This window comes from Rubrilithobacter danxiaensis, assembly GCF_047272945.1.
Taxonomy (GTDB): domain Bacteria; phylum Bacteroidota; class Bacteroidia; order Sphingobacteriales; family Sphingobacteriaceae; genus Rubrolithibacter; species Rubrolithibacter danxiaensis.
In genome coordinates, this window is sequence record NZ_JBKOPS010000002.1 from 396148 (window position 1) to 422168 (window position 26021).

Here is a 26021-nt window from a genome sequence, read left to right on the forward strand (position 1 = left end):
ACCGAATAGAAACTTAGAGAAACGCATGGCCGGAGGTAAAGAAACTGCGAGGCAGAAGATGATCAATATCATGTACCTGGTATTGCTCGCAATGCTTGCATTGAATGTTTCAGATACAATTTTAAATGCTTTTAAGAATTTAAATGACAGTTTGGAAACATCAAAAACGAATGTAAATAACAGTGTAGAACAATTATTTGCTTCGTTTGAAAGTACAAAACTTAAAGAAGAGCCTGAAAGGGCTAAGCCTATCTACGAAAAAGCGAAACAGGCAAGAGCTATTGCTGAAGAACTGAACTCGTATGTAGAGAATTTAAAGAGGCAATTTATAAAAGCCGGAAACGGATACAGCGAAGAGTCGGGCGACTTGGTAGAAAGAGCGAACCTTGATATTGCTCCGGGAATGATGATCAATCAGAAAAAAGGCGAAGAGCTTAAAAATAAGATCAATCAGACACGCGAAAAATTGATCAGTCTGGTTGAACCGAAAGACCGTCAGAGCCTTACTTTTTCACTGGAGGCAAAGGATCCGAAAAAAGCTGTAGAGGGAAAAAGGAAATGGGAAGAAGTTAATTTTGGTGAAGGAACGCCTTTAACTGCTGCAATGACAATTTTAACAAAGATCCAGGCGGATGTGAAAAATGCTGAATCGGATGTTGTTAAAAAGATCTTTGGGAAAATGGATCAGGCGGTAGTAAACCTGGATGCTTTTGCTGCTGTAGCCGTTGCTCCTACGTCTTATCTTATCCAGGGGCAGCCTTACCAGGCCGAAGTTTTCTTAACCGCGTATGACTCCAAGCAAAACCCGGATATTTACGTAGGCGGATCTCGTTTACAAACAAAAGACGGAAGAGGGCTTTATCAGGTAAATACAAACAGCGAAGGTGTATTTAGCTGGGTAGGAACCATCCGGGTAAAACAAACAGACGGAACGACTAAAGAGTACAAAACTCCTGAACAGAAATACCAGGTAGCGCGTCCGTCGGCAGTTGTATCGCCTGATAAAATGAATGTGTTCTATATCGGCGTACCTAATCCAGTTTCTGTTTCTGCTCCCGGTATTCCTAAAGAAAGCCTGCGGGTAAGTATGAAGGGCGGAAGTATTTCAGGATCAAACGGGAAATATACGGTAAATGTAAGTTCAGGTTCTGAAGCAGTTGTAACGGTTGCTGCAGAAATTGGCGGAAAAGTACAGTCAATTGGTTCAACTAACTTCCGTGTAAAACGTATTCCTGACCCTAAAGCAAAATTTGCCGGAAAAACCGGTGGAGCTTTAAGTTCAGTGATAATCAAGTCGCAGGATAATATTTTTGCTATTCTTGACAACTTTGATTTCGACGCTAAGTTTAATGTTACCAGGTTTAATTTAGTAATTGCTAAACCAAGGGCAGATGCTATAGTACTTCAGACTACCGGGAATTCTCTGAGTGGACAAATGAAGTCGGCGATGGCTGGTGTAACGCCGGGTACTCGTGTAATATTTGATGGTATCATAGCAGTTGGTCCGGATGGTACACAACGCCAGTTGGATCCGATCGCTTTAATTGCAAACTAATAAGAGTATGAAAAAGATTATTTTACTCGCAATTTTTTCAGTAGCAGCAACAGTGGCATTTGCTCAAAAAGCTAATTTGGGTAATTCTACTAAACCTGTATCTGATAAACCGCTGGACGGCTACTATAAAAAGAGTAATATTCAGGATGCCAAGGTTACGCCTTATGCAAATTTGAGAGAGTCGGACGTGATGTTTTCAAAACGTGTGTGGCGTGAGATAGATCTTCGCGATAAGATGAACCGTGCATATGCTTCTCCGAAAGCGCGATTGATCGATGTGATTATGGATGCAGTGCAGGCCGGAGAACTTACAGCTTATGATGCTACTGCTTCAAAAGACGATCCGAACGGCGATGAGTTTTCAAAGATATTAAAACCTGAAGAAGCGATGGCTCAGTTTGCCGACAGTGTTTCGGTACCTCAGTTTGATGCAAACGGAAACCAGACCGGGATTATAAGGAAAGCCGGTGAATTTAATCCTGACAGCGTTATTAAATTCAGGATAAAAGAAGACTGGATATTTGATAAACAGCGTTCTATTTTTGAACCCCGGATTATCGGGATTGCTCCTCTTAAAAAAGTAATAGCTGCAGGACAGGATTTAGGTGAGCAGCCTGCTTTCTGGATATATTTTCCAGAAGCACGCCAGGTTTTTGTAACCAAAGAAGTAGTAAACAGAAACAGCGATGCAACCGGGTTAAGTTATGATGATATATTTATGAAGCGGGTATTTGCCAGCTATGTGGTTAAAGAATCAAACCCTGATGACCTGAGAATTAAAGACTATGCGCAGGGGATTGACAAGCTCTATGAGTCTGAACGGGTAAAGAAAGAACTGCTTGACTTTGAACATGACCTCTGGTCGTACTAAATGAAATTTAAAACAACAAATCCCGGTTTAGCCGGGATTTGTTGTTTTATTAAAATGCTCTGTTAAAGCCTTTGCTTGTTTTGTATTTATTATTTTCCGTAATTCTTCTGCAGGAGCCTCTTTTATTTTCTTTACAGATTTAAAATGCTGCAATAGCTTTTCTGCAGAATTCTTACCTATTCCCGGAACGTTTTCAAGCTCTGTAACCAAAGTTCCCTTATTTCTTTTCTTCCGGTGAAAAGTAATGCCAAAACGATGAGCCTCGTCGCGGAGCTGCTGTATGATTTTAAGCGATTCTGATTTCTTATCCAGGTACAGCGGGTATTGGTCGCCCGGATAAAAAATTTCTTCCAGTCGTTTTGCTATGCCTATTACCGCGACCTGGCTTTCAATTCCCAGCAGTTTCAGGCTTTTCATAGCTGCAGAAAGTTGCCCTTTTCCGCCGTCAATTACAATAAGCTGCGGTAAGGATTCACCTTCTTCAAGCAGGCGCCGGTAACGCCGGTAAACAGCTTCTTCCATCGTCGCAAAGTCGTTCGGGCCTTCCACTGTTTTAACATTAAAATGCCGGTAATCTTTTTTTGAAGGGCGGGTATCTTTAAAAACCACGATGGCGGAAACCGGGTATTTTCCCTGAAAATTTGAATTATCGAAACATTCAATATGTCGTGGCAACTGGTTTAGGCGCAGGTCTTTCATCATTTGTTTTAACAAACGTTCGGTTCTTACCTCCGGGTTCAGCTTTTCGTATTGTTCTAATTTATCCCTTTTAAAGAAGGTAACGTTCTTCTGTGACAAATCCAGCAGGTTTTTCTTCTCACCTAATTTAGGAACTGTAAAACGGAGAGAAGAATCTTCTAATTCCAATTCGAAAGGTACAATGATCTCCTTAGCATGACTGTTAAACCGGGTTCTGAATTCAGAAATAGCGAAGCTCAATAATTCTTCATCACTCTCATCCAGCTTCTTCTTTAATTCTAAAGTTTGGGTTTGGATTACCGTGCCATTCATCACTTTAAGGAAATTGACAAAGGCATGTTTTTCATCAGAAGCAATACTGAATACATCCACATCTGTAATAGAAGAATTTACAATAGTAGATTTGCTTTGGTAACGTTCAAGCAGGTCGAATTGTCGTTTAAGGCGATGGGCAAGCTCAAAGTTTAGATCTGTTGCAGCCTTATACAGTTCACTTTTAAGTTTTCTGATTACTGAGCCGATCTTTCCGTTCAGAATATCTTTAATATCCTCTATTTTAGCATTGTACTCTTCTTCGCTTTCAAATGCCTGGCAGGGGCCTTTGCAGTTACCTATCTGGTATTCGAGGCACACTTTGAATTTTCCTGCCGCAATATTTTCCGGCGAAAGCGGAAGGTTGCAGGTTCTGAGGGGATAAATTTCTTTAACGAGGTCAATTATTGTATGCATCATACTTACTGAAGCATAAGGGCCAAAATATTTTGATCCGTCTTTAATAATTTTCCTTGTCCAGTAGATTCTGGGAAACCGTTCATTTTTGATGACAATCCAGGGATAGGTTTTGTCATCCTTTAACATAATATTGTAGCGTGGCTGATGCTTTTTAATCAGGCTGTTCTCCAGCAGCCACGCATCAATTTCGGTATCTACAATGGTAAAAGTTATCTTGTTTATTTTGCTAACCAGTGTCCTGGTTTTTGCGCTTACCTTATAATTGTCTTTATTAAAATAAGAAGAAACCCTGTTTTTAAGATTTTTTGCTTTGCCGATATAAATCAGCTCTCCGGTGACGTCCCAATACTGATATACTCCGGGTCTGGGTGGTATTTTTTTTAAAGCTTCCCTGTAATTAAACTCTTCCATTGCTCACTGAAGCTGCTTGCTTTTTCCTAAAACTTTATATTATCATTCAATTTATCAGCAGTATTTACCGAAGGTTTAGCTATCGAATCGGGACGGGCAGCATCTGCCGAGTAAGCATCACAATCTAACGTAATATTAACCCCCCCTCTTGGTGGTTCAAAATCGCCTTTAGGAACTTTAAGCGTCGCATCAGCATACACCTTTTTCATGTACAGAGCAAAAACCGGTAAGGCGGCATTAGCTCCTTCTCCGTTATTGGTTGCAGAGAAGTGAATAGCCCTGTCTTCGCAACCGGTCCAGACGCCTGTAACCAGTTTGGGAGTAATCCCGATAAACCATCCGTCAGAATTGTTCTGTGTAGTGCCTGTTTTTCCGCCAATGGGGTTGGTAAAGTGGTATTTGTACCGCAGGCGGACTCCTGTTCCCTGATTAACAACAGCCTTCAGCATATCTGTCATTACATAAGCAGTTTGTTCATCCAGGGCTACAACTACTTTTGGCTTATGTTCATACAGCAGATTGCCGTTTTTATCTTCTATCCGTGTAAGATAAATGGGTTCAGTCCACACTCCATGATTCACAAAAGCCGAATAGGCGCCTACCATGTCATACAATGAAGCATCAAACACGCCAAGACAAATGGATGGATATGCCGGGACATCACTTGTAATTCCCATCTTTTTTATGAGAGTTGCAACGGCCGTGGCGCCTACCTGCTTCATCATATAGGCGGTGACGAAATTCTGAGAGTTAGCAAGTGCTTTTTTTAAGGTTAAATAACCTGGAATTGGTTTGTAAGCCCGCGGGCACCAGCCGTCAATACAAACCGGTTCATTTGGTACCTGGTAGCAGGGTGAGTACGCATTGTTTCCGATGGCTACAGCGTAGGTAAATGGCTTTGCTGTTGACCCAACCTGGCGGGTTCCCATTTTTACCTGGTCATATTTAAAATATTCGAAGTCATTTCCGCCAACCCACGCTTTTACATAACCGGTTTGAGGATCCATTGACATCATGGCATTGCGAAGCATTAATTTATAGTACTTGATCGAATCAAGTGGCCGCATGGTCGTATCAATATCACCTTTCCAGCTGAAAACAGTCATCTTAACAGGTGTTCTGAAATTTTTCCAGATGTCGTCGTTTGACAATCCCTGAGTCTGAAGTTCCTTGTAGCGGTCAGAACGTTTCATCCCCTGCACCAGCAGGTTCATCATATCTTTTCCTTTAAACGGATCGCGTCCACCCCATTGCCGGTTAAATTGCCGTTGCAGTTCTTTAAGATACTGTTGCTGAGCTTCCTCCGCATAACCTTGCATTTTAGAATTTATAGTGGTGTAGATTTTTAAGCCATCACGGTCCAGATCATACGGTGTTCCGTCTGCCTTGGTAATGGATTGATCAGCAAAGATCTTCTGGATATCTTTTTTAAGCACTGCTCTAAAATAAGCTGCAGAGCCTTCATTGAAATTTGCGGGATGGAAAGACAAATTAAGTCCCTGACCCTGAAATTCCTCTGTTTCAGATTCACTGAGGTAACCCGCTTTTTCCATGTTAGCTAAAACCTGGTTCCTTCTTTTAATAGCTCTTTCTGGGTTTCTTATAGGTGAGTAATAGGACGGTCCTTTCAGCATTCCGATTAAAAGTGCAGCCTGCGGAGGTGTAAGTTTTGCCGGTGTCGTATTAAAGTAAGTTTGGGCCGCGGCTTTAATTCCGAAGCTGTTATAAGCGCCAAAATCAACTGTATTTAAATACATGGTAATGATTTCCTCTTTGGTATAATAGCGCTCAAGTCTCACAGCCGTTATCCATTCCTGAAATTTTTGAATGGTTCTTTTAAAAGGATTCTGAGCCCGCTCGTGCCCTGCAAACAAGTTCAGTGCAAGCTGCTGTGTAATGGTACTCGCTCCCTGTTTTTTACCCTGCAAAATATAAAAAAGAATGGTAAAAGTTCTTTTGAAATCTATACCCGAATGGCTGTAAAAACGAATATCTTCTGTAGCTATTAAGGCATTAAGGACGTTGGGTGATAGTTGATTGTAATTGACATTGGAACGGTTTTGTACAAAATATTTACCAAGTACCACCTCATCTTCAGATATAATTTCGGAAGCCAGATTGCTTTTAGGATTTTCAAGGCTACGGAAGGAAGGGATTTTTCCGAACAACCCTAACCCGATACTGAAAATTAATATGATAACAAAAGCAACTAATCCTATTATTATTTTCCAAAACCTGATCGTATATTGTGTTATTTCCTGTTGAGTTAACTTTTTTGTATTCGTTTTCTGCATGTTTAATTGTTGTTCTTGTAGAATTCTGAATAAGAATCAATAATTTTTCTATCCTTTAATTTATCCAGCCCTTCTTTTGTAATTACAAAAGTATTGTATTTATTGCCCGGAATTTTCATGATGGCAGGTAATGCCGCATTTATCTTTTTTTCGTAGCTCGTTGCTGCTTCCCGGCTTTCAAATACTCCTACAAATATGAGCTGATTTTCGTTATTTACCTCTTTTAGCTGATGTTTAATTCCCGCTCCTGTGTAATTGCTGCGATTAAACTGGCCGATACCAAAACGGCTGGAACTTAAATTTATGCCAGGCTCAGTAATATTTATTACATAATAATAAGAGGCAGAATCAGGAAGGCTGAATTCGGTTGGATAGGAATTTTTAACTGCTTCCGGTTCCTTGTTAGTTTCCTGCGATTCTTGTTGAGCACTTTCTTCATTCTTACTGGCAGTTTTTGGGGTTGGATTGGTTACAACGGCATTGACAACAGGTTCAGCCGATTCGTCTGCAAGATCAAAGTCAGGGTCAGAGTCAATAAGTGCAACACTCCCTGTATTCAGTTTTTCGCGGTTCAGTTCAATAAACCGCAATTGTTCTTTTACCAGTGGAGTAACCAGGCTATCGGCAGGGAAATCAGTTACAATGTTTTTTAGCAACAATTCAAATGAATTGAGATTTTGTGTATGCCCAACAGAAAGGGCATTCAGGTAAGCCAGCTGAGCTGATAAAGTATTAGGCCCAAAGGTAGCTTCAATTGCCCTGATTTTTTGAGTAGCTTTTAAATAATCTTTCTCCGAATACAAATCATACGCTTCATTGTAAGCTTTATTTAGCGCATTGGTTGTAGTATCAGTTGTTAAATTATAATCCGGGTTAATAATGATTTTAGCAAAAGCAGATTCCGGATAGTTTTTTATAAGATAGTTTTTATGCTCTTCGGAAACCGTCGGATCAATATCCGCATACAATCGGTACAGATTATAATGAACAGCCAGTTGGTAGGGGTTTACCGGGAACCGGTCTAAAAGCTCTTCGTAAGTTTTTATTGCTTCTCTGGTATCTTTTAGTTCATCTTTATAGAAATTAGCGATCTCGTAATAGGCATCAATTATTTTATTGTTCGACTGTTCAAGTTGTGTTCCTGTTAAGGGAACCTGGTCCAGCAGATCTTTAATGGAACCTAATGTAACATCCGGGGCAGAATCAGATGCATTTACGGTATCCGGATTATCAAGTGCCATGGCTGTTACTTCGGCTGCTGATTTTGTACTTCTTCGCCAGTTATCTTCCAGCTTCCTGTTGCCCCATCTTTTTTTAAAGTCAATGAAGCCCTGTTTTAAAGCGATTGAATTATTGAAATAAAATTTTCCTTCTTTAAATGTGTCATCTTTTTCAGTTGTCTGAAGATTTTCGCCCAGCACTTTTTGTGTTTGTTCCCTTACCATTGCTCCAATACGGTCTGCTCGTTCAGTTTCGGGGAGCCGGGCAACGTTTTGTAATTCAGTTTCAAGGCTGATGGTTTTTAATCTTTCGGCCAGATATTCCAGGTTATCCCTTTTACGGTTGATGAATTGATAATCAGGGTAGGAATCAGGAAGTGTAATTAAAGTACTATCGTAATATGCTTTGGCTTCCTGGTAGTTAGCCAGCCTGAAATTAAGATCAGCAAGTTTTAAATAAGCCAGCCCTTTCTGGTTTGAATTTTTTGAACTGGAACTGATGGCTTTATTGTAATTTTCTACCGCGTCTTTAACCTCGCCCTTGTTTTCATAAATGCTTGCTATCCGGTAATAAATCTGGTCTATAAACTCTTTGTTTTTATCATCTCTGATAAGGGATTTTAAACGGTCAGTCCGGGTTACATCTTTTCCTCCCAACTCATCTTCAATCTGGATACGGTTCAAATTTGCATTGAATGCCATTTCAAATGGGGCATTGCTTTTAGTAACGGCCCTGTAATTTTCGTAAGCTTCTTTGGTTTGCCCGTTACGTTCCTGCAGCTGGGCAAGAATAAAGGTCCAGCGGTTTTTTTCCTGCTTGTTTTTTATAATTTTTAAAGCTTTTTTAAGGTTTTCTGCTGCCGCAGGATAATTTTGCGTTTCAATAAAATATTGTGCAGTAGCTGCATATACTTCGGCTGACGTTTTTTTATCTGTGCGGATGTATTTTGCTGCTGTATCTAAAGCGGTTTTTGCTTCTTCATAATTATTAAGCAGCATCAGTGCCCGTGCCTTTAATGCCAGGGAAGCTTGTTTTAGTTGCAGTTCTTTAGGATAAGTTTTGTAAATGTAAGTAAGAAATTCAGTTGCATTAAAGAAATTTGCTTTCCAGTAATTTGCGGTAGCAATTAAAAAGTAGGCATCGTCAACGTAATTACTCAGGTTCTTTTCGTTTACAATAACGTTTGCTTTGTTAATTACAGAATCAAGAATAGTATATTCTGACTTAGCGGAATTAAGAGAGGGTTCTTTATAAACCGATAAGATCTGTGAATAATCATCGAAGTACGCTTCCTTTATGTTTTCCTCGCTTTGCTCCAGTAAAATACGCGAATTATAAATGATATTATAACGGGCAGTAAGGTTTTGCATTCCTCTGCTGGCAACGGTATTTTTTTGCGAACTGCATCCTGCTGTTATAAAAAGGAAAGAATAACAAAAGTATAGTAAGTATTTTATTGCTAAGGAAGAGGATTTCAAAGTAATTGAATTTGACTTCTAAAATAACATATTATTGGCAAAAATATTTTATCTGATGTGATTTCCGACAAAGAAAGCACTATTTTTAATCGCGATGAATGTAAAATTAAAATGATTAAATTGCATTTTACATATTTGTACCAGATGCCAGACGATAAAAATAAACCGGTTAAAAAAGGCGGTGGAGCCTTTAATAATTATATCCGATATTCTGCCGCAGGTTTTCAAATGATTGTAATAATCGGAGTGTTCACGTTCATCGGATATAAAATAGATGAGAATCGTTCTTCTGAAACACCACTTTTTACCGCCGGATTTAGTCTGCTGGGCGTTTTTATTGCTCTATATCAGGTTATACGTTCAATTAGTAATAATAAATCTTGACACAGAAGCGCTTTTTAATCCTTTTCCTCGCCTTAACCGCAATTGCCGGAATAGCAGCGTATTTGATCGATGCATTCCTGATTAATAATGTCCTCGTACCTAAGTTCTGGGTGCTTTTTGGCTTTATAGCAATAATAACCCTGATTGTTTATATGGTAGCCTCTGTCGGGATAAAAAAGGGAGGAGAAATATCGGTTTATTCTGTTCTCGGCTCCATCGTAGTTAAATTACTTTTTTCGATGGCTTTTATACTGGTTTACCTGCTGAAATTCAGCGTAAATAGCGTTTATTTTATCGTCGAATTTTTTTCTTTATATTTCTTATTTACCGCCTTTGAAGTTTATTGTTTGTTGCGTAACTTGCGCCACCAAAATAAAACGTAAAAATCACGCAATAAATGTTGTTTAGCCACATTTTAAATTCAAAAAAAATCACGATAAGTGCTGTTTTCGCTCTTTTTTTAGCGTTTTTTATTTTTAGCCCCGTTGTAAAAGCACAGTCTGAAAGTGCTGATACAACTTTTACAAATCACGTAGAAACCGATGCGCAGATTCCCGGAGTTGAGCATGTGGAAAAAGAACACGGTGAAGAAAAATTTGATCCTACTGCAGTGATCATGGAGCACATTGCTGATTCTCACGACTGGCATATAGGAGGGCATACATCAATCCATCTTCCTGTTATTTTATATACTGATAAAGGAGTTGAGACTTTTTCTTCAGGCGAATTTAATCACGGAGAAACTGCTTATCAGGGGAAATACTACACGTATAAACTTATTGAGGATAAAATATTTGCAGTAAATGCTTCAGGAGAAGTTGATAAAGAAGCTTCATCCCGCATTTATGATTTCTCTATTACTAAAAACATTGCTGCTATTTGGATAGCCGTTATTTTATTGGTGCTGATTTTTACTTCTGTTGCTTCTGCATACAAAAAACGTGAGGGTAAGGCTCCTAAAGGGTTCCAGTCTTTAATTGAGCCGGTAATTATTTTTGTTCGCGATGATATTGCAAAACCCAATATCGGTTATAAATATACCAAATTCATGCCCCTTTTATTAACCATTTTCTTCTTTATATGGATTAATAATTTGATGGGTTTGCTGCCGATTTTCCCGGGAGGTGCAAATGTTACCGGAAATATATTCATGACTTTTGTACTGGCCTTTTTTACCATGATGGTTACCAATCTGAATGGTAATAAATATTACTGGAAACATATTTTATTGCCGGATGTGCCGTGGTGGTTGTATCCGATCATGATTCCAGTTGAAATTATCGGGGTAATATCAAAGCCGTTTGCATTGATGATTCGTCTGTACGCCAATATTTCTGCAGGCCACATCATTGTGCTAAGTTTAATTTCCTTGATTTTTATTTTTAAATCACTGGCAATAGCTCCGGTATCAGTTGCATTTGTTTTGTTTATGGATGTGCTCGAATTGCTGGTTGCCTTTTTGCAGGCTTTTATTTTTACAATGCTAACAGCCCTGTTTATAGGAACGGCGGTAGAAGAGCATTCGCATTAAATTGAATTTTTTTGTTAACAAATAAATATATACAATTATGGTAGGTTCAATTGCTGCAATTGGTGCAGGTTTAGCAGTTATCGGTGCAGGTATCGGTATCGGTCAGGTTGGTGGTAAAGCTATGGAAGGTATTGCCCGTCAACCAGAGGCTGCTTCAAAAATCCAGACTGCTATGATCATCGCAGCAGCCCTTGTAGAAGGTGTTGCTCTGTTTGGTGTGGTAGTTGCATTGTTAGGTAACAGTGTAGGAGCGTAATCCGACTTCGGTCTGTAAAGGCCGGAGAACTCAACGATTGGTTGCTTTTTCCGGCCTTTTTTAAAAGCATTAAAACTTTATCCGATATAAAAAAATGGGAGAATTATTCGAAGGCTTATTAAATCATCATCTTGGCTTTATTGTTTGGTCTGCAATTGCATTTCTACTTTTGCTGATTATGCTCAAAAGATTGGCCTGGAAACCAATACTTGGTGCAATTCATGAGCGTGAACGATCTATCGAAAGTGCCCTGGAAGCTGCAAAAAGTGCAAAGGAAGAGATGGCTCGTTTAACAAGTGAAAATGAAGCTTTATTAAGAGAAGCACGTGCAGAACGTGACCTGATCCTTAAAGAAGCAAAAACGCTGAAAGACCAGATTGTAAATGAAGCTAAAACGCAAGCTCAAACTGAGGGTGAAAAAATGATTGCAAAAGCGCAGCAGGAAATTGAAAACCAAAAAATTGCTGCTCTTGCGGAAGTAAAGAATCAGGTTTCAACGTTGTCTATTGATATTGCTGAGAAAATTTTACGCAAGCAATTCGAAGATCAGTCTAAACAGCAGGCGCTTGTAAATGACCTTATAAACGAAGTGAAATTAAATTGATTGTTGCAATCAGAAATCGTAATTCAAAATGTCTGAAATACAGGTAGCAAGCAGATACGCAAAGTCATTAATAGATCTGGCCGAAGAGCAAAATGCTCTTGAGAAGGTAAAGGATGATATTACATTTTTTATTAAAATATGTAAATCAAATCCTGAACTGAAGGCAGTGCTGAAAAATCCTATTATCAGCCCTGATAAAAAAATAAGTATTTTGAATCAGTTGTTCGGTAATAGCGTACATCTTTTGATTATTTCTTTTTTCAAAATAGTAGTAAGCAAAGGAAGATCCGAAATTTTATATGCTACCGCGCAGGAGTTTCTGAATGAATATAATATTCGTAAAGGGATTGTAAAGGCCCGTGTTACATCGGCTGCTCCTTTAAGCGAAGAAAATATAAATAAGATTGCAGCGGTAATAAAAGAAACTGTAAAAGGGGAAATTGTGCTTGAAGCAAAGGTTGACCCGGATTTAATAGGTGGCTTTATTTTACAGGTGGGCGATAAACAGTTTGATACCAGTATTTCAAGCAGCCTTCAAAAACTGAAAAAGGAATTTTCCCAAAAAGTCATTGTTCAATAAATAATAGATTTACACATAAACTCTTAGATAAAAAATTATGGTAGAGGTAAGACCAGATGAAGTTTCGGCAATATTGCGCCAGCAATTGTCAGGCTTTAAATCAGAGGCCGAACTGGAAGAAGTAGGTACCGTATTACAGGTGGGTGATGGTATTGCCCGTGTTTATGGCCTTACTAAAGTTCAATCAGGAGAGCTGGTTGAATTTGAAAATGGATTACAGGGTGTTGTTTTAAACCTTGAAGAAGATAACGTAGGGGTAGTTCTTTTAGGTCCTTACGATGAAATTAAAGAAGGTGATACCCTGAAACGTACCAAAAAAATTGCCTCTATTAAGGTAGGTGATGGCATGCTAGGCCGTGTTGTAAATACCCTGGGCCAGCCGATAGACGGTAAAGGGCCAATTGCAGGAACTACGTACGATATGCCTTTGGAACGTAAAGCTCCGGGAGTTATTTATCGTCAGCCTGTAACTGAACCATTGCAAACAGGTATCAAGGCGATTGATGCTATGATTCCGATTGGCCGCGGCCAGCGTGAGTTGGTAATTGGTGATCGCCAAACAGGTAAAACGGCAGTTTGTATCGATACCATTATCAATCAAAAAGAATTTTACGAAGCCGGACAGCCGGTTTATTGTATATATGTTGCCGTTGGTCAGAAAAACTCTACAGTAGCAAACATTGTTCGTACGCTTGAGGAAAACGGAGCTATGCCATACTCAATTGTTGTAGCGGCTTCTGCATCAGATCCTGCCCCGATGCAATTTTTTGCTCCGTTTGCCGGTGCAGCTATCGGTGAGTTTTTCCGGGATACAGGACGTCCCGCTTTGATTATTTATGATGATTTGTCGAAACAGGCAGTGGCTTACCGGGAAGTGTCTTTGTTACTTCGCCGTCCTCCTGGCCGCGAAGCATATCCTGGTGACGTATTCTATCTTCACAGTCGTTTATTAGAACGTGCTGCAAAGATTAATGCTTCTGATGCCATCGCTCAGAATATGAACGATCTGCCAGAATCTATCAAAGGTATTGTAAAAGGTGGAGGTTCTTTAACGGCTCTTCCAATTATTGAAACACAAGCCGGTGACGTTTCTGCGTATATTCCTACAAATGTAATTTCAATTACAGACGGACAGATATTCCTGGAATCGAACTTGTTCAACGCAGGTGTTCGTCCGGCAATTAACGTGGGTATCTCTGTATCGCGTGTGGGTGGTAACGCACAAATCAAGTCGATGAAGAAGGTGGCCGGTACTTTAAAGCTTGATCAGGCTCAGTACCGCGAACTGGAAGCATTCTCGAAATTCGGATCGGATTTAGATGCTGCTACCAAATCAGTTCTTGATAAAGGTGCACGTAACGTAGAGATCTTAAAACAAGGACAGTTCTCTCCGGTACCTGTAGAAAAGCAGGTTGCTATAATTTATGCAGGTACTAAAGGCTTATTGCGAAGTGTGCCGGTAAATAAAGTAAAGGAATTTGAAGCAGAATATACACAACAATTAGAGCTTCGTCATCCTGAAATTTTACAGGCGTTAAAAGCTGGTAAGTTTGATGATAATATAACCAGCGTGCTTGAAACAGTAGCAAAAGAACTTGCAGGGAAATATTAATTAGATACAAGTATCTGGTATCAAGTAGCAAGACTAAAGTCATGATACTTGATACTTTGTACTCGATACTAAAAAAATAAATGGCTAATTTAAAAGAAGTAAGAAACAGGATCGCGTCCGTATCTTCAACGCAGCAGATCACGAAAGCAATGAAAATGGTTTCGGCTGCTAAATTGAAACGTGCAACCAATGCGATCGTTCAGTTACGTCCGTATGCAAATAAACTGAAAGATATTTTAAGTAATCTTTCGGCAAGCCTGGAAGAATCTACTTCGCCTTATTTGCAGGAACGCGAGCCAAAGCGTGTGTTAATCGTAGTTGTATCTTCTAACCGCGGACTGGCAGGAGCTTTCAATACCAATGTTATTAAGGCAGCCAATCAGTTAATCGTAGAAAAGTATTCAGAGCAGTTTGCAAGCGGAAATGTAAGCATTGTGGCTATCGGTAAGAAAGCTCAGGATTTTTACGAGAGAAGAAAATACAACGTGATTGGGAATAATAACGAGCTTTACAGCGCTTTAACTTTTGCCAATACATCGCAGGTAACTGAAACCATAATGAAAGGTTTTGTAGATGGTGACTATGACCGGGTGGAAGTGGTGTATAACCATTTCAGGAATGCAGCAATGCAATTTCTGATCACGGAACAATTGCTGCCGGTACCTAAATCAGCAGAAGTTGTAAATACCGCTAATAAAGTGGATTATATTCTCGAACCTTCTCAAGAAGAGATTGTAGAACAATTGATACCTAAATCAATTAAAATTCAGTTATTTAAAGCAGTGCTTGATTCGCATGCCTCCGAGCACGGTGCACGGATGACAGCAATGGATAAAGCAACGGATAATGCAGGGGAGTTATTGAGATCGCTAAAATTATCTTATAACCAGGCACGCCAGGCTGCAATTACAACAGAGCTTACAGAAATTGTGAGTGGTGCTGCAGCTTTATCAAACGGATAAACAAAGAATTAATCGATACAGGAAAGCCCGAAATGCAAATCTCGGGCTTTCCTGTTTTATATATGTAAGAACCTATTTTCTGATCTCTATAACTTTTTTATCTAAATCGTTACACGGCTCGCAGATGGTAGAATCGTTAACAGAAAGTTTTGTTACTATAATGCCAGGGCAACAGCTACTTGAGGTTGTTTTTGCTCGCACTTCAACTTTATCTGAAGGTAAAGTTCCTAATTTAAGGTCAAAATAATCCTGTGCCAGTTCTGTAATCTTAGCAACATGTTTGTCGGAGCTGTCGACATTAACAGACGCTTTATAAGTGCTGTTACTATTATCTTCTATCACTTTCAGATCTTTTATTTTATACAATGAATCCTGGTTGTTTAATAGCGCCTTATTGGTGGTTTTATCTACGTATTTGATATTAAGCGCCAAAAGGTTAGCGGCACATAGCACCGCGGCACAACTGGGATCTGCTTCCTGATCTTCCTGAGAACAACTCGTAAAAAATAATAATGAAGAAATTAAAAAAAGTAGTTGGAGTTTTTTTAGAATGGGGTAAAACTTTTTCAATACCAACAACTTTTGATAAATGTATAACATTAAATAATACGGTGAAAAATTTTCAAACGCTACATTTGATTTATGGAATATAGAAAATTAGGAGAAACAGACCTGGAAGTATCAGCTATTGCATTTGGAGCCTGGGCAGCAGGTGGATGGATGTGGGGAGGGACGGAAAGAAAAGATGCTGTAGAAGCTATAAGAGCATCTTTAGATGCAGGAGTTACAACGATTGATACAGCCCCCGTGTATGGACAGGGAACCAGCGAAGAAATTGTTGGTGAAGCAATAAAAGGTATATCGAGGGATAAAGTGCAGATCCTGACAAAATTCGGAATGCGCTGGGACTTACAGAAAGGCGATTTCGCATTCAAAAGCAAAAACAATAACGGAGAAGATATTGAGATTTATAAGTATTCAGGGAAGGAAAGTATTATTAAAGAGTGTGAAGATAGCCTTAAGCGTTTAGGTACCGATTACATTGACTTGTACCAGATTCATTGGCCTGATAGTACTACCCCTGTTGAGGAAAGCATGGAAGCTGTATTGCGATTAAAAGAACAGGGAAAGGTTAGGGAGGCTGGCGTTTGTAACTATAATGCCACTCAGATGCAAGCCGCCGAAAAAGTTTTAAAACTTGTTTCGAACCAGGTTCCTTACAGCATGGTTAAGCGTGAAATAGAGCAGGAAGTTATTCCCTATTGCATTGCCCAGAAAAAATCTGTTATTGCCTACAGCCCCTTAGAACGCGGGCTACTTACAGGGAAAATGGAACCCGGTTATTCTTTTGCAGAAGGCGACCACCGTGCTGCACATCGTTTCTTTAGTGCAGAAAATCTGGCAAGGACAAATGAATTCCTCAATAAGATAAAGCCATTGGCCGAAAGCAAAAATGCAACACTCAGTCAGTTGGTTATACGATGGACGCTTGATAAACCCGGAATTACCATTGCATTGGTTGGAGCACGAAATGCTAATCAGGCAATTCAGAATGCCAAAGCAGCAGAAGTAAGTCTTACTGCAGAAGAAATGCTGTTTATTGACGGACATTTGCGGGAATTAACACTTCAGTAAGACTGTAATAAAACTAAGTCTTATCATCCCGACAGAATATCATTTCTTTTTAGGAGGTACTTTATCTCCTTCTTCCCGGGCTTCGGAAATGCCGATTGCAATTGCCTGCTTTCGGCTTTTTACTTTTTTCCCTGTGCCGGTTTTAAGTTTCCCAGCCTTAAATTCATCCATTACTTCATGAATTTTTTCCTGTGCTTTTTCTGAGTATTTAGTCATAATCTTCAGATTATTACATTTAGGAAAACTGGCGATGGTGTTAAAAGTTTGCTGAATACTGCAAGAATTATTTAGTTCTTTTAATTCAATATTTGTAATTTAGCGCTTTGATATATAGAAAAATGGAGAACATTACAGAAACATATAAAAAGAGTGACAGAAGTAACAATGCAAACGAAACAAGCCATTATGTACTTTTAACTGTTGGTATATTTATAGGCATTGTAGGCACTCTTCTTCGTTTTATAGGTACCTGGACTTTTGTAGATCTTGTTTCTGATATTATTTTTATAATCGGTGCAATAGTTTGCTTCAAAGCTGTTTTTGATATTTTAAAATAAGCTGTATTAACTATTTCGGTTTATATTTTGATTCGTTCAGGATATTTTGCGGATCGTTTTGTTCCATTAGCTTCTGAACGGTTATACCGGGATTTTTATCCATATACTTTTTTACTATCTGCCAGCCGATATACTCTCCTAGTTTAGGAGCTGATTCATTGTTTTCTCCGATACCAGGAGTAAACGGAGCGTCTGTAAGATACTTCTGTATTTTCATATAATCGGTTTCATACAAAAGGTCCTGTTCCAGGAAATATCCCCAGATATCAGCTTCATAAGTTTTACACCATTCTAACTGTTTAGCTGTATAACCAATTTTTAATGAATCCGGAGAATCGGGCATTACCGCATCCATAAAATAAAGTATTTTTCCATTATAAATCATTTTTGCCAAAAGAGATCTGTCCTGGTCTTTTTCAGTAAACATATCTTCCCTGATGAAAGACTCCATAACTCTCGGAGTTATATTTTCAGTGGTAAATCTTTGTGAAATGTAGTAAGGAATACTTTGCCTGAGTGCCGGATAAAATTTAGAGTCAGCACCGAGGAACATATCCAGGCCAATACCTACATAATCGTTTCCAATAGGAGTTTGGACACTGAAGCCCGAGAAAAAGGAAATAATGCGTGGTATTTTCTGCTTTGGATAATAGTATTTAACGTGCTTGAAAGCATCTATGAGTTGATTTTCGGTTTGTTTCAGGTTAGGATATTTGCTTTCGACAGCTTTTTCTAATTCCTTGAAATCATTATTATTGAGCACTGTCCGCAGATTTTTGTAATATGCCGTATCGGTAGTACTTCCAACTCCAAGCATCCCTTCCATAAAATCCGAATAGAAATAGGTGTATTTTTTTTGAAGCTGTGGAGCTAAATCACTAACATTTGCCGATGTTAAAGATTGCAAGTCTTTATCAAAACGCTCTACTTTTACATCCAGCTTTATATCACTTACATCTATACGCTTTGTGTTGGTACACGCTGTCAGTGCCAGGCAAATAAAAAAAAACGAGTAGATTTGGAAACTTCTTCGGATAATCATGTTTATATAGTTAAAACGAAAGTATGAAAAATCAATTTCTTGTTCTGATATTAATCTTATTCCCTTTTTTAACTAATGCCCAGGAAAGCAGTTCTAAAAATTTTCAATTGGGTTTTACTTTAACCCCAAATGTTGGTTGGTTAAGGGATAATGATAATGATCCCAATACAATTTATAAGGGTTCTAAGATCGGTTTTTCGTATGGCATTCTCGCCGATTTAGGGTTATCAGCTAATAAAAACTATTATTTCTCTACAGCTTTTACAGTAACAACAATAAATGGAAAAGGGAAAGTAAATCCTCCTCCTCCATCTCAGGCTAATGATACTTTTTTCGGTGGAGAATCAGAATATAAACTACAATATATTGAGATCCCGGTTACATTAAAATTAAAAAGTAATGAAACTGCTATTGGAAGATTTTATGGACAGTTTGGATTAGGAACAGCAATTAAAGTAGGAGCAAAAGCTGATGTTTCTTCATACTCACCTTCGGGAGGAATTGCGGGCACACAAAATAATGTCAATATAAAGCAAAGTATCAACAATTTTCGGTTAGGCTTAATTGCGGGTGGTGGCGCAGAATGGAAGTTAGATAAAAATTTAGCCTTGCAAACAGGTATTACATTTAATAACGGATTTACAGATATTTTTGATGGTGATCCAAATGCCCGCTCGTCGTATTTCGCTTTCAATTTAGGGATCTTTTTTTAGTCCGATTGTTGCTGAATCCCATATCTCAATTCTAACATCTAACATCTTTGATTAAATGAAAATTGCACTCGCACAATTAAATTACCACATAGGTAACTTCGATTCTAATACAGCAAAGATCATTGGCGCAATAAAGAAAGCGAAGGAACAAGGTGCAGACCTGGTTGTATTTGCCGAACTTGCTGTTTGCGGTTATCCACCCAGGGATTTTCTTGAATTTTCTGAATTTGTTGAGCAGTGCCAGTCATCGGCAGAAAGAATAGCATCTGAATGTATGGGGGTGGCCTGTATAGTAGGGTTGCCTCGCCCGAACCCGAAAATAGAGGGTAAAGATCTTTTTAACTCTGCATATTTCATTGAAGATGGAAAGATAAAAGCAATAGTTGATAAAGCCTTACTCCCCAACTATGATGTGTTTGATGAGTACCGGTATTTTGAACCTGCAACCGCTTTTCAATGTATTGAATTTAAAGGGGTAAAAATAGCTTTGACCATTTGTGAAGACTTGTGGAATATCAACGATAACCCGCTTTATGTTTCCAATCCGATGGATGTTCTTATACAGCAAAAGCCCGATTTAATGATTAATATAGCAGCTTCTCCTTTTGATTATAAACACGATGAAGACAGGTTGAAGATTTTGGGAGATAACAGCAGGAAGTATAAGTTGCCCTTGTTGTATGTAAATCAGGTGGGTTCGCAAACAGAGATTATATTTGATGGAGGTTCACTTGTATTTAATCAAGGCGGCGACTTGCTGGACGAGATGCCGTATTTCAGGGAAGAATTAAAAGTTTACGAGTTTTCAGGCGGACAGATAGTCAATCAGGAGCAAAAGACTCATAATTCTGTTTCTGATATTGAAATGATACATGATGCGCTGGTTTTGGGGATAAGAGATTATTTCGAGAAATCAGGTTTTAAAGAAGCTGTTTTAGGCCTTTCGGGCGGAATTGACTCTGCCCTGGTTTGTGCGCTGGCAAGCGAAGCACTGGGCCCACACAATGTAACCGGTGTTTTAATGCCATCTAAATTTTCAACCGATCATTCGGTTCAGGATGCGTTGGATATTGTAAACAACCTGGGGTGCAAACACTATATTGTTCCGATAAAGGAAGCTACAGAAGCATTTGACACCATGCTGAAACCTGTATTTAAAGATATGCCTTTTAATGTTGCAGAGGAGAATATTCAGGCACGCTCGAGAGCGGTAGTTGTAATGGCTGTTTCTAATAAATTCGGTTATATCCTGTTAAATACATCTAATAAAAGTGAGTGCGCAGTTGGCTATGGGACTTTGTATGGAGATATGGCCGGCGCAATTTCTGTATTGGGCGACGTTTATAAAACGCAGGTGTATGAATTATGTAACTACATTAACCGCGAACGGGAAATCATTCCTCAAAACACCATTATTAAGCCACCTTCTGCAGAACTAAGGCCGGGGCAGAAAGATTCGGATTCACTGCCGGATTACGACATACTGGATAAGGTTTTGTATCAGTATATTGAATTAAAAAAGAGTTCCCGTGATATTATTGAACAGGGCTTTGACGAAGCTTTAGTGAGAAGAGTAATTGCAATGGTTAATAAAGCGGAGTTTAAACGCTATCAAACACCGCCTATTCTTCGTGTATCATCCAAAGCGTTTGGTATGGGAAGAAGGATGCCGATCGTAGGGAAATATTTGAGTTAATTATAAACGCAGCACGACTCTAAAATTTCACAAATCTTTGGCAGGGATTTTTTTGATAGTGCCGTCTTTGTCAGAAATAATAAGGTATCCATCGTTTTTCTTTTCCTGTTCGATCAGTTTTCTGGAAACTTCTGATATAGCTTTTTCTAATTTCTTTTGTAAGGAAAGATGTTTGACGCCTATATGTTTTGTAGCTGTTCCCATATTTCAAAATTATAGATTTTATATTCGGAATGCAATTCACCATCTGCGATTAATTTTGCAGGATTGGTATCGTTTTTATAAACAAACCAATTATTAACCAGTTCAATAAATAAAAAAAGATTTTTTATGCCAGCAATAAATCTTCTCTCTATTATTTCTTCAGGAATATTATGTCCGCCTGATCTTACTCTTTTTGCGACTCTTTCTTTTGCTATTTGTACAGAAGGAAGATAAAAAAATAATAAAATAACTTCGTATCCCATAAGTTGAACTTCTTTTACTAAGCTTAAGTAACTCCTGGTAGATAAAGTAGTTTCTATACAAAATGATTTTTCCGCTTCAATATTTTTTCTTATTTGCTGTAGCATAATTCTTCCCGCTTCAAATGCTGCTGTTTCAGGATTTTCCGGGTTTATTTTTGCAGCTATTATATCTGCATTAATAAATGGCACATCTTCAAAAACATTTGGTATTATAGTATAAGCCGCAGTAGTTTTTCCTGCACCATTGGGTCCTGCTATGATATAAAGCGAAGGCATGTTATTTCCTCTTTTTCCGGTACCATCCCGCTAATAAAAAGATAGCAAACAGGCCGCTTCCAAAACTTCCGATCCTGGCAATGTAGTCCCCATATTTGGTATAGAATGTAATTTGATTATTCAGGTTAATGTCTGCTTTAAGTGCGACAGGAACCCACCATGCTGATCTTTTAACCACATCTCCCCGTTGGTTTATGAAGCCTGAAATGCCCGTATTTGCCGACCGGGCAACCCATCTTCGGGTTTCTATTGACCGTAGTTTTGCATATTCAAAATGCTGGTCCTTGCCCGAGGTATTTCCCCACCAGCCATCATTGGTAATTATTGAGATAAACTGTCCGCCTAGTTTTACGCTTTCTGCTACATATTCTCCCCAAATAGATTCATAACAAATAACAGGGGATACACCGATTCCACTTTGCGAGTAAAAAACAGAGGGATGATCCTGCTTTCCAAAACCTCCGGTTGTTCCACCAAAATTAGCAAATACAGGTTTCAGGAATGACAAAGCGGAAGAAAAGGGCAGTTGCTCTACTCCGGGTACTAATTTTGATTTGTGATAAAACTGCACTTCGGCTGAATTCTCTATCTGTATTGCCGCATTAAAAGAATCAGCATATTTGCCCAGCTGTTCCTGGTAAGAAGCGGTAAGTGTTTTGGCTGAATCGTACAGCTGATAACTTTCAATTCCTGAAATGACGTTGCCGTTTCTATACTTATCAAGAAATTGTTGTATACGGCTAAAGTTCGGATTGCTCCTGATTTTAGTTTCTTCAGCTAATTCAGGTATTGCAGTTTCCGGCCAGATAAAGTATTCTGTATTTGTTTGCCCCGCCGAATCTGATAAATGAATTAATTCTTCTACCTGTTCATTTGAAGGCATGGTGCCCCATTTTGAATAGGGGTCAATATTTGGCTGCACCACAACAACATTTGAAGGGTTAGGTTCTTCGTCATAAGTAGCATAAATAGCTAAAGAAATACTTATGGGTATTAAAATATGTAAGCCTGTTCGGATTATTGAATATTTTTGGCTTTTCCGCTCTTGTTTTACCCTGAAAGCAAGGTAAGTTTCAAATATAAGAATGTTTGCCATCAGGATCCAGTAAGTGCCGCCGTAAACACCTGTATACTCATACCACTGTATTAATTGATGAAACTGAGCAAAACCGTTTCCTAAATTCATCCACGGGAACGCAAGATCCCAGCTTTGATGCAGATATTCATATCCTATCCAAAAGCAAATTAGTCCGGCATAGCTCCAGTTCTTTGTGGTTAATAGCCTTAGCTGATAATAAAGCCAGAAAGCAACAGACATTAAAAGGGCTCCCAAGCCAAAAGGTATCAAAGAAATCGGAATAGCCATTGCTGCAGGCATTACTGCGTTCAATGAGTTAAAAACCCAATAAATACAACTGGTATTCCAGATGAAGAAGCATAACAGGCAAAGCAAAAAGATCTTTTTTCCTTTGTTTTTTGTTGTTGAGTGTATAATATTCTCAACGGCAATTAAAAGCGGAACTAAGGCCAGAAGTAATAGCAGGGCAGTATATGGAATTGGTGGCCATGCCAGCCAAAGCAGGAAAGCGCTTGTTAAAGCAAACAGGTAATTTTTTTGCACTATAGTTGAGATAAAAGATCAGCCTTTTTTGCTTCGTATTCTTCCTGGGTAATCAGTTGTTTTTCAAATAAAGATTTTAAACGCTTTAGTTTTTGTGTGATCTCATCCTCCTCCGGCTCGGGTTGAGTTTTTTCTGTCGGAGCAACAGCTTCAGGTTCTGAAGTCGTAACATTGGATAAAATAGCAGGCTCTTTGCTTATTTCAGTTTTCTGGAAAATATCCTTTTGTTTTTCCATCTGCTCGTTTGAAAATTGGTAAAGTTTTCGTGCCTGAATTTTCGGAATATAATCAATGCTGATATTTTCTCCTTTTAAAGGTACTGTGATAAACTTTGCTCCAAAAAACTCTTCTTTAAAAGAAACTTCCTTAATATCCTGCCAGGGAAAAATAATAAAGTTTGTGGTAAGCCCTAAGTTTCCGGGAAGACAGAAAATGATACGCTTGTTTGTAACAGCAATACAATCCGGCGTAATGGTTACTGCCGGCTTTTTCTGAACCGCGAGGTATAAAATTGCCTCTCCCGAGGTAAGCATATCCTGCAGCTTTCCCAGCATTTTTTCAACAGTTTTAGGATCCTGTTCTTCTGTAAGATATTGATCTATCATTTTATTAGGTTAAAGGCGGAAGTTTTAATAGCATAATTCAAAATTAAAAAGTTAAAATTAAAAACAGGTGTTTTAAGGGATTTAGGTATTAGGCTATTGCATCATTCAATCCTTTTCTAATTCCATCCTTCAGTCCTTCCCTCGTACGCAGATTACAAATTCACCTTTCAGGGTATTGTTTTCAAAATGAGTTTTTATCGCTACCAGTGTGCCCCGAACGGTTTCTTCAAATAGTTTGGTCAGCTCGCGTGATACCGAAGCGCTGCGCTCTTCGCCGAAGGTACTGATAAGCTCTTCTAACGTTTTAATCAGCCGGTGCGGCGATTCGTAGAAGATCATCGTACGTTCTTCCTCCTTCAACTCTTTTAGTCTGGTTTGACGGCCTTTTTTTACCGGTAGAAATCCTTCAAAAGTGAACCGATCGGAAGGAAGTCCGGAATTTACCAATGCAGGCACAAAAGCAGTTGCCCCCGGCAGGCATTCAATGGAAATATTGCTTTTTAATGCTTCACGTGTCAGTAAGAATCCCGGATCTGAAATGGCAGGAGTGCCGGCATCAGAAATTAAAGCAATTTGCTTTCCTTCTTTTAGCAGGCGGACAACTTCTGCTGCCGATTTATGTTCGTTATGCTGATGATGGGCAAAAAGTTTTTTTTCTATACCGAAATGTTTTAAAAGAGGAGCACTTGTGCGGGTATCTTCAGCCAGAATTATATCCGCTTCTTTTAAAATACGGATAGCCCGGAGTGTAATATCCTCCAGGTTTCCTATGGGTGTTGGAACTAAATAAAGTTTGCCGTTCATTTCAGTGTTTCATCATTATGTCGGCATAGCTATCTGTAGCAGATTGCTATACTGCGTTCTCAATGACGGGTAAGTTTATATCTTTGTCAAAAAATTAAAAACAATGTTGCAAGTTAGTTATATCCGCGAAAACAAAGAGAAGGTTTTGGAACGTTTAAGCCTGAAAAATTTTAAGCAGCCAGAGCTTGTTGATGAAATTATTTCGCTGGACGAAGCCCGCCGGCAAACGCAGGTAACATTAGATTCAATTTCGGCAGAAGCTAATACGGCTGCAAAGCAAATCGGCGATTTAATGCGGCAAGGGAAAAAAGAAGAGGCAGAAGCCATAAAAACAAAAACTTCATCTTTCAAGGAGCAGATTAAAGCATTAGGAGATCAACTTGCTGCCATAGAGGATGAACTGAGCAGCAAAGTAATTCAATTGCCAAACCTTCCGCATACATCTGTTCCAGGGGGTGTAAGTGCCGAAGACAATGAAGTGGCGTATGAACACGGAAGTAAGCCTTCTTTAAATACCACTGCTTTGCCTCACTGGGAGCTTGCCCTTAAATATGACCTGATAGATTTTGAATTGGGAAATAAAATTACGGGAGCGGGATTCCCCGTATATAAAGGAAAAGGTGCAAAGTTGCAGCGGGCACTTATTAACTTCTTTCTGGATGAAGCTGAAAAAGCAGGTTATCGCGAAATCCAACCGCCAATTGTAGTAAATGAAGCTTCAGGCTTTGGTACAGGCCAGCTTCCGGATAAGGAAGGCCAGATGTACCATATTGGTATTGACAATTTGTACCTCATACCCACTGCCGAGGTTCCAATTACTAACTTATACCGTGATGTTATCGTCAGAGAGGAAGATTTGCCTATTAAAAATTGCGGATATACGCCTTGTTTCCGTCGGGAAGCAGGTTCTTATGGCGCTCATGTTCGTGGTTTAAATCGTTTGCATCAGTTTGATAAAGTGGAGCTGGTTCAAATTACTCATCCTGATAACTCATACCCTACTTTAGAGGAGATGAGTAAATACGTACAGTCTTTATTACAAAAGTTAGAGCTTCCTTATCGGGTACTTCGGCTTTGCGGCGGCGACATGAGCTTTACTTCTGCCTTAACTTACGATATGGAGGTGTGGTGTGCTGCACAGGCCCGCTGGCTTGAAGTTTCATCTGTATCAAATTTCGAAGCTTTTCAGAGTAACAGGCTGAAACTTCGGTTTAAGGGGAAAGAAGGGAAGCCCCAATTGGCCCACACATTAAATGGCAGTGCACTTGCTTTACCAAGAATTGTTGCCTCTTTACTTGAAAATAATCAAACTGACACCGGAATAAAAATTCCGGCCGTGCTGGTGCCGTACACGAAGTTTGAATGGATTGATTAGCAGAAACAAAAAAGGTTGCTTCGAAAGAAGCAACCTTTGT

26 protein-coding genes are annotated in these 26021 nt (G+C 39.1%); 15 read left to right on the forward strand and 11 right to left on the reverse strand.

Features of this window, described 5'->3' with window-relative positions:
• The first annotated feature begins 25 nt into the window (after nt 1-25).
• A complete protein-coding gene (gene porM, locus ACLCDL_RS03880; protein WP_423146952.1) occupies nt 26-1555 on the forward strand; it encodes a type IX secretion system motor protein PorM/GldM in 1530 nt (509 codons plus the stop codon).
• Between the two features lie 7 nt (nt 1556-1562).
• On the forward strand, nt 1563-2426 hold the full coding sequence (gene porN, locus ACLCDL_RS03885) for a type IX secretion system ring subunit PorN/GldN (RefSeq protein WP_423146954.1): 864 nt from the start codon (nt 1563-1565) through the stop codon (nt 2424-2426).
• A 27-nt stretch (nt 2427-2453) separates the two neighbouring features.
• Here the strand turns inward: porN and uvrC are convergent, their stop codons facing one another.
• The 3 genes from uvrC to porW are packed head-to-tail and all read right to left on the reverse strand — an operon-like array spanning nt 2454 to nt 9261.
• The gene (gene uvrC / locus ACLCDL_RS03890) at nt 2454-4268 is read right to left on the reverse strand and encodes an excinuclease ABC subunit UvrC (protein ID WP_423146956.1); all 1815 of its coding nucleotides are present in this window, start codon (nt 4266-4268) and stop codon (nt 2454-2456) included.
• Between the two features lie 26 nt (nt 4269-4294).
• Nucleotides 4295-6562, reverse strand: coding sequence for a penicillin-binding protein 1A (locus ACLCDL_RS03895; RefSeq protein ID WP_423146958.1), 2268 nt, complete (start codon nt 6560-6562; stop codon nt 4295-4297).
• 2 nt (nt 6563-6564) lie between these two features.
• Nucleotides 6565-9261, reverse strand: coding sequence for a type IX secretion system periplasmic lipoprotein PorW/SprE (gene porW, locus ACLCDL_RS03900; protein ID WP_479725322.1), 2697 nt, complete (start codon nt 9259-9261; stop codon nt 6565-6567).
• A gap of 111 nt (nt 9262-9372) precedes the next feature.
• On the opposite strand from porW, the gene ACLCDL_RS03905 reads away from it, so the two are divergent.
• The 8 genes from ACLCDL_RS03905 (at nt 9373) to atpG (ending at nt 15190) form a co-directional block, all read left to right on the forward strand.
• Nucleotides 9373-9645, forward strand: a complete 273-nt coding sequence (locus ACLCDL_RS03905) for an AtpZ/AtpI family protein (protein WP_423146960.1) — start codon at nt 9373-9375, stop codon at nt 9643-9645.
• Complete coding sequence (locus ACLCDL_RS03910) at nt 9642-10028, forward strand: hypothetical protein (RefSeq protein WP_423146961.1); 387 nt, start codon at nt 9642-9644, stop codon at nt 10026-10028. The genes ACLCDL_RS03905 and ACLCDL_RS03910 overlap by 4 nt, the downstream gene beginning before the upstream one ends.
• A gap of 14 nt (nt 10029-10042) precedes the next feature.
• A complete protein-coding gene (gene atpB, locus ACLCDL_RS03915; protein WP_423146962.1) occupies nt 10043-11176 on the forward strand; it encodes a F0F1 ATP synthase subunit A in 1134 nt (377 codons plus the stop codon).
• 37 nt (nt 11177-11213) lie between these two features.
• Complete coding sequence (atpE, locus tag ACLCDL_RS03920) at nt 11214-11432, forward strand: ATP synthase F0 subunit C (RefSeq protein WP_423146963.1); 219 nt, start codon at nt 11214-11216, stop codon at nt 11430-11432.
• Nucleotides 11433-11526: 94 nt separating this feature from the next.
• Complete coding sequence (gene atpF, locus ACLCDL_RS03925; RefSeq protein WP_423146964.1) at nt 11527-12036, forward strand: F0F1 ATP synthase subunit B; 510 nt, start codon at nt 11527-11529, stop codon at nt 12034-12036.
• A gap of 28 nt (nt 12037-12064) precedes the next feature.
• Nucleotides 12065-12616, forward strand: a complete 552-nt coding sequence (gene atpH / locus ACLCDL_RS03930) for an ATP synthase F1 subunit delta (RefSeq protein WP_423146965.1) — start codon at nt 12065-12067, stop codon at nt 12614-12616.
• A 37-nt stretch (nt 12617-12653) separates the two neighbouring features.
• Nucleotides 12654-14228: a F0F1 ATP synthase subunit alpha gene (atpA, locus tag ACLCDL_RS03935; RefSeq protein ID WP_423146966.1), complete on the forward strand. Its 1575-nt coding sequence runs from the start codon at nt 12654-12656 to the stop codon at nt 14226-14228.
• 80 nt (nt 14229-14308) lie between these two features.
• Nucleotides 14309-15190 carry an ATP synthase F1 subunit gamma gene (gene atpG, locus ACLCDL_RS03940; protein ID WP_423146967.1) on the forward strand — a complete coding sequence of 294 codons (882 nt, stop codon included), beginning with the start codon at nt 14309-14311 and terminating at the stop codon, nt 15188-15190.
• Between the two features lie 72 nt (nt 15191-15262).
• Here the strand turns inward: atpG and ACLCDL_RS03945 are convergent, their stop codons facing one another.
• On the reverse strand, nt 15263-15760 hold the full coding sequence (locus ACLCDL_RS03945; RefSeq protein ID WP_423146968.1) for a hypothetical protein: 498 nt from the start codon (nt 15758-15760) through the stop codon (nt 15263-15265).
• 72 nt (nt 15761-15832) lie between these two features.
• Between ACLCDL_RS03945 and ACLCDL_RS03950 the strand changes: the two genes are divergently transcribed.
• Nucleotides 15833-16825, forward strand: a complete 993-nt coding sequence (locus tag ACLCDL_RS03950) for an aldo/keto reductase (RefSeq protein WP_423146969.1) — start codon at nt 15833-15835, stop codon at nt 16823-16825.
• Nucleotides 16826-16864: 39 nt separating this feature from the next.
• Here ACLCDL_RS03950 and ACLCDL_RS03955 read toward each other — a convergent pair whose 3' ends face one another.
• Nucleotides 16865-17041 (reverse strand): DUF6496 domain-containing protein, encoded by a 177-nt coding sequence (locus ACLCDL_RS03955; protein WP_423146970.1) that lies wholly within the window; start codon nt 17039-17041, stop codon nt 16865-16867.
• 122 nt (nt 17042-17163) lie between these two features.
• On the opposite strand from ACLCDL_RS03955, the gene ACLCDL_RS03960 reads away from it, so the two are divergent.
• Nucleotides 17164-17382, forward strand: coding sequence for a hypothetical protein (locus ACLCDL_RS03960; RefSeq protein ID WP_423146971.1), 219 nt, complete (start codon nt 17164-17166; stop codon nt 17380-17382).
• Nucleotides 17383-17392: 10 nt separating this feature from the next.
• Here the strand turns inward: ACLCDL_RS03960 and gldB are convergent, their stop codons facing one another.
• Nucleotides 17393-18424 (reverse strand): gliding motility lipoprotein GldB, encoded by a 1032-nt coding sequence (gldB, locus tag ACLCDL_RS03965; RefSeq protein WP_423146972.1) that lies wholly within the window; start codon nt 18422-18424, stop codon nt 17393-17395.
• 23 nt (nt 18425-18447) lie between these two features.
• Between gldB and ACLCDL_RS03970 the strand changes: the two genes are divergently transcribed.
• Together ACLCDL_RS03970 and ACLCDL_RS03975 are read left to right on the forward strand one after the other, a co-directional pair.
• Nucleotides 18448-19137, forward strand: coding sequence for an outer membrane beta-barrel protein (locus tag ACLCDL_RS03970; protein ID WP_423146973.1), 690 nt, complete (start codon nt 18448-18450; stop codon nt 19135-19137).
• A gap of 55 nt (nt 19138-19192) precedes the next feature.
• Nucleotides 19193-20833, forward strand: a complete 1641-nt coding sequence (locus ACLCDL_RS03975) for an NAD+ synthase (RefSeq protein WP_423146974.1) — start codon at nt 19193-19195, stop codon at nt 20831-20833.
• Between the two features lie 27 nt (nt 20834-20860).
• On the opposite strand, the gene ACLCDL_RS03980 is transcribed toward ACLCDL_RS03975, so the two are convergent.
• From ACLCDL_RS03980 to rsmI, 5 genes are all read right to left on the reverse strand, one after another.
• Nucleotides 20861-21037, reverse strand: coding sequence for a hypothetical protein (locus ACLCDL_RS03980; RefSeq protein WP_423146975.1), 177 nt, complete (start codon nt 21035-21037; stop codon nt 20861-20863).
• The gene (locus tag ACLCDL_RS03985; RefSeq protein ID WP_423146976.1) at nt 21013-21576 is read right to left on the reverse strand and encodes an ATPase; all 564 of its coding nucleotides are present in this window, start codon (nt 21574-21576) and stop codon (nt 21013-21015) included. Before ACLCDL_RS03985 ends, ACLCDL_RS03980 begins: the two co-directional genes overlap by 25 nt.
• 1 nt (nt 21577) lies before the next feature.
• Nucleotides 21578-23197: an apolipoprotein N-acyltransferase gene (gene lnt, locus ACLCDL_RS03990; RefSeq protein ID WP_423146977.1), complete on the reverse strand. Its 1620-nt coding sequence runs from the start codon at nt 23195-23197 to the stop codon at nt 21578-21580.
• Nucleotides 23197-23802, reverse strand: a complete 606-nt coding sequence (locus ACLCDL_RS03995; protein ID WP_423146978.1) for a PH domain-containing protein — start codon at nt 23800-23802, stop codon at nt 23197-23199. The genes lnt and ACLCDL_RS03995 overlap by 1 nt, the downstream gene beginning before the upstream one ends.
• A gap of 129 nt (nt 23803-23931) precedes the next feature.
• The gene (rsmI, locus tag ACLCDL_RS04000; protein ID WP_423146979.1) at nt 23932-24606 is read right to left on the reverse strand and encodes a 16S rRNA (cytidine(1402)-2'-O)-methyltransferase; all 675 of its coding nucleotides are present in this window, start codon (nt 24604-24606) and stop codon (nt 23932-23934) included.
• 103 nt (nt 24607-24709) lie between these two features.
• On the opposite strand from rsmI, the gene serS reads away from it, so the two are divergent.
• Complete coding sequence (serS, locus tag ACLCDL_RS04005; protein ID WP_423146980.1) at nt 24710-25981, forward strand: serine--tRNA ligase; 1272 nt, start codon at nt 24710-24712, stop codon at nt 25979-25981.
• Nucleotides 25982-26021 lie beyond the last annotated feature (40 nt).

Excerpts from the sequence above, each read along its gene's own strand:
- ACLCDL_RS03975 (WP_423146974.1), top strand. The coding sequence starts at position 19,193 with ATGAAAATTGCACTCGCACAATTAAATTACCACATAGGTAACTTCGAT.
- ACLCDL_RS03950 (WP_423146969.1), top strand. The coding sequence starts at position 15,833 with ATGGAATATAGAAAATTAGGAGAAACAGACCTGGAAGTATCAGCTATT.
- porM (WP_423146952.1), top strand. The coding sequence starts at position 26 with ATGGCCGGAGGTAAAGAAACTGCGAGGCAGAAGATGATCAATATCATG.
- porN (WP_423146954.1), top strand. The coding sequence starts at position 1,563 with ATGAAAAAGATTATTTTACTCGCAATTTTTTCAGTAGCAGCAACAGTG.
- ACLCDL_RS03970 (WP_423146973.1), top strand. The coding sequence starts at position 18,448 with ATGAAAAATCAATTTCTTGTTCTGATATTAATCTTATTCCCTTTTTTA.
- ACLCDL_RS03905 (WP_423146960.1), top strand. The coding sequence starts at position 9,373 with ATGATTAAATTGCATTTTACATATTTGTACCAGATGCCAGACGATAAA.
- rsmI (WP_423146979.1), bottom strand. The coding sequence starts at position 24,606 with ATGAACGGCAAACTTTATTTAGTTCCAACACCCATAGGAAACCTGGAG.
- ACLCDL_RS03980 (WP_423146975.1), bottom strand. The coding sequence starts at position 21,037 with ATGGGAACAGCTACAAAACATATAGGCGTCAAACATCTTTCCTTACAA.
- atpF (WP_423146964.1), top strand. The coding sequence starts at position 11,527 with ATGGGAGAATTATTCGAAGGCTTATTAAATCATCATCTTGGCTTTATT.
- atpG (WP_423146967.1), top strand. The coding sequence starts at position 14,309 with ATGGCTAATTTAAAAGAAGTAAGAAACAGGATCGCGTCCGTATCTTCA.
- ACLCDL_RS03960 (WP_423146971.1), top strand. The coding sequence starts at position 17,164 with ATGGAGAACATTACAGAAACATATAAAAAGAGTGACAGAAGTAACAAT.
- ACLCDL_RS03995 (WP_423146978.1), bottom strand. The coding sequence starts at position 23,802 with ATGATAGATCAATATCTTACAGAAGAACAGGATCCTAAAACTGTTGAA.
- ACLCDL_RS03895 (WP_423146958.1), bottom strand. The coding sequence starts at position 6,562 with ATGCAGAAAACGAATACAAAAAAGTTAACTCAACAGGAAATAACACAA.
- serS (WP_423146980.1), top strand. The coding sequence starts at position 24,710 with ATGTTGCAAGTTAGTTATATCCGCGAAAACAAAGAGAAGGTTTTGGAA.
- uvrC (WP_423146956.1), bottom strand. The coding sequence starts at position 4,268 with ATGGAAGAGTTTAATTACAGGGAAGCTTTAAAAAAAATACCACCCAGA.
- ACLCDL_RS03955 (WP_423146970.1), bottom strand. The coding sequence starts at position 17,041 with ATGACTAAATACTCAGAAAAAGCACAGGAAAAAATTCATGAAGTAATG.
- atpH (WP_423146965.1), top strand. The coding sequence starts at position 12,065 with ATGTCTGAAATACAGGTAGCAAGCAGATACGCAAAGTCATTAATAGAT.
- atpE (WP_423146963.1), top strand. The coding sequence starts at position 11,214 with ATGGTAGGTTCAATTGCTGCAATTGGTGCAGGTTTAGCAGTTATCGGT.
- atpA (WP_423146966.1), top strand. The coding sequence starts at position 12,654 with ATGGTAGAGGTAAGACCAGATGAAGTTTCGGCAATATTGCGCCAGCAA.
- gldB (WP_423146972.1), bottom strand. The coding sequence starts at position 18,424 with ATGATTATCCGAAGAAGTTTCCAAATCTACTCGTTTTTTTTTATTTGC.
- atpB (WP_423146962.1), top strand. The coding sequence starts at position 10,043 with ATGTTGTTTAGCCACATTTTAAATTCAAAAAAAATCACGATAAGTGCT.
- ACLCDL_RS03985 (WP_423146976.1), bottom strand. The coding sequence starts at position 21,576 with ATGCCTTCGCTTTATATCATAGCAGGACCCAATGGTGCAGGAAAAACT.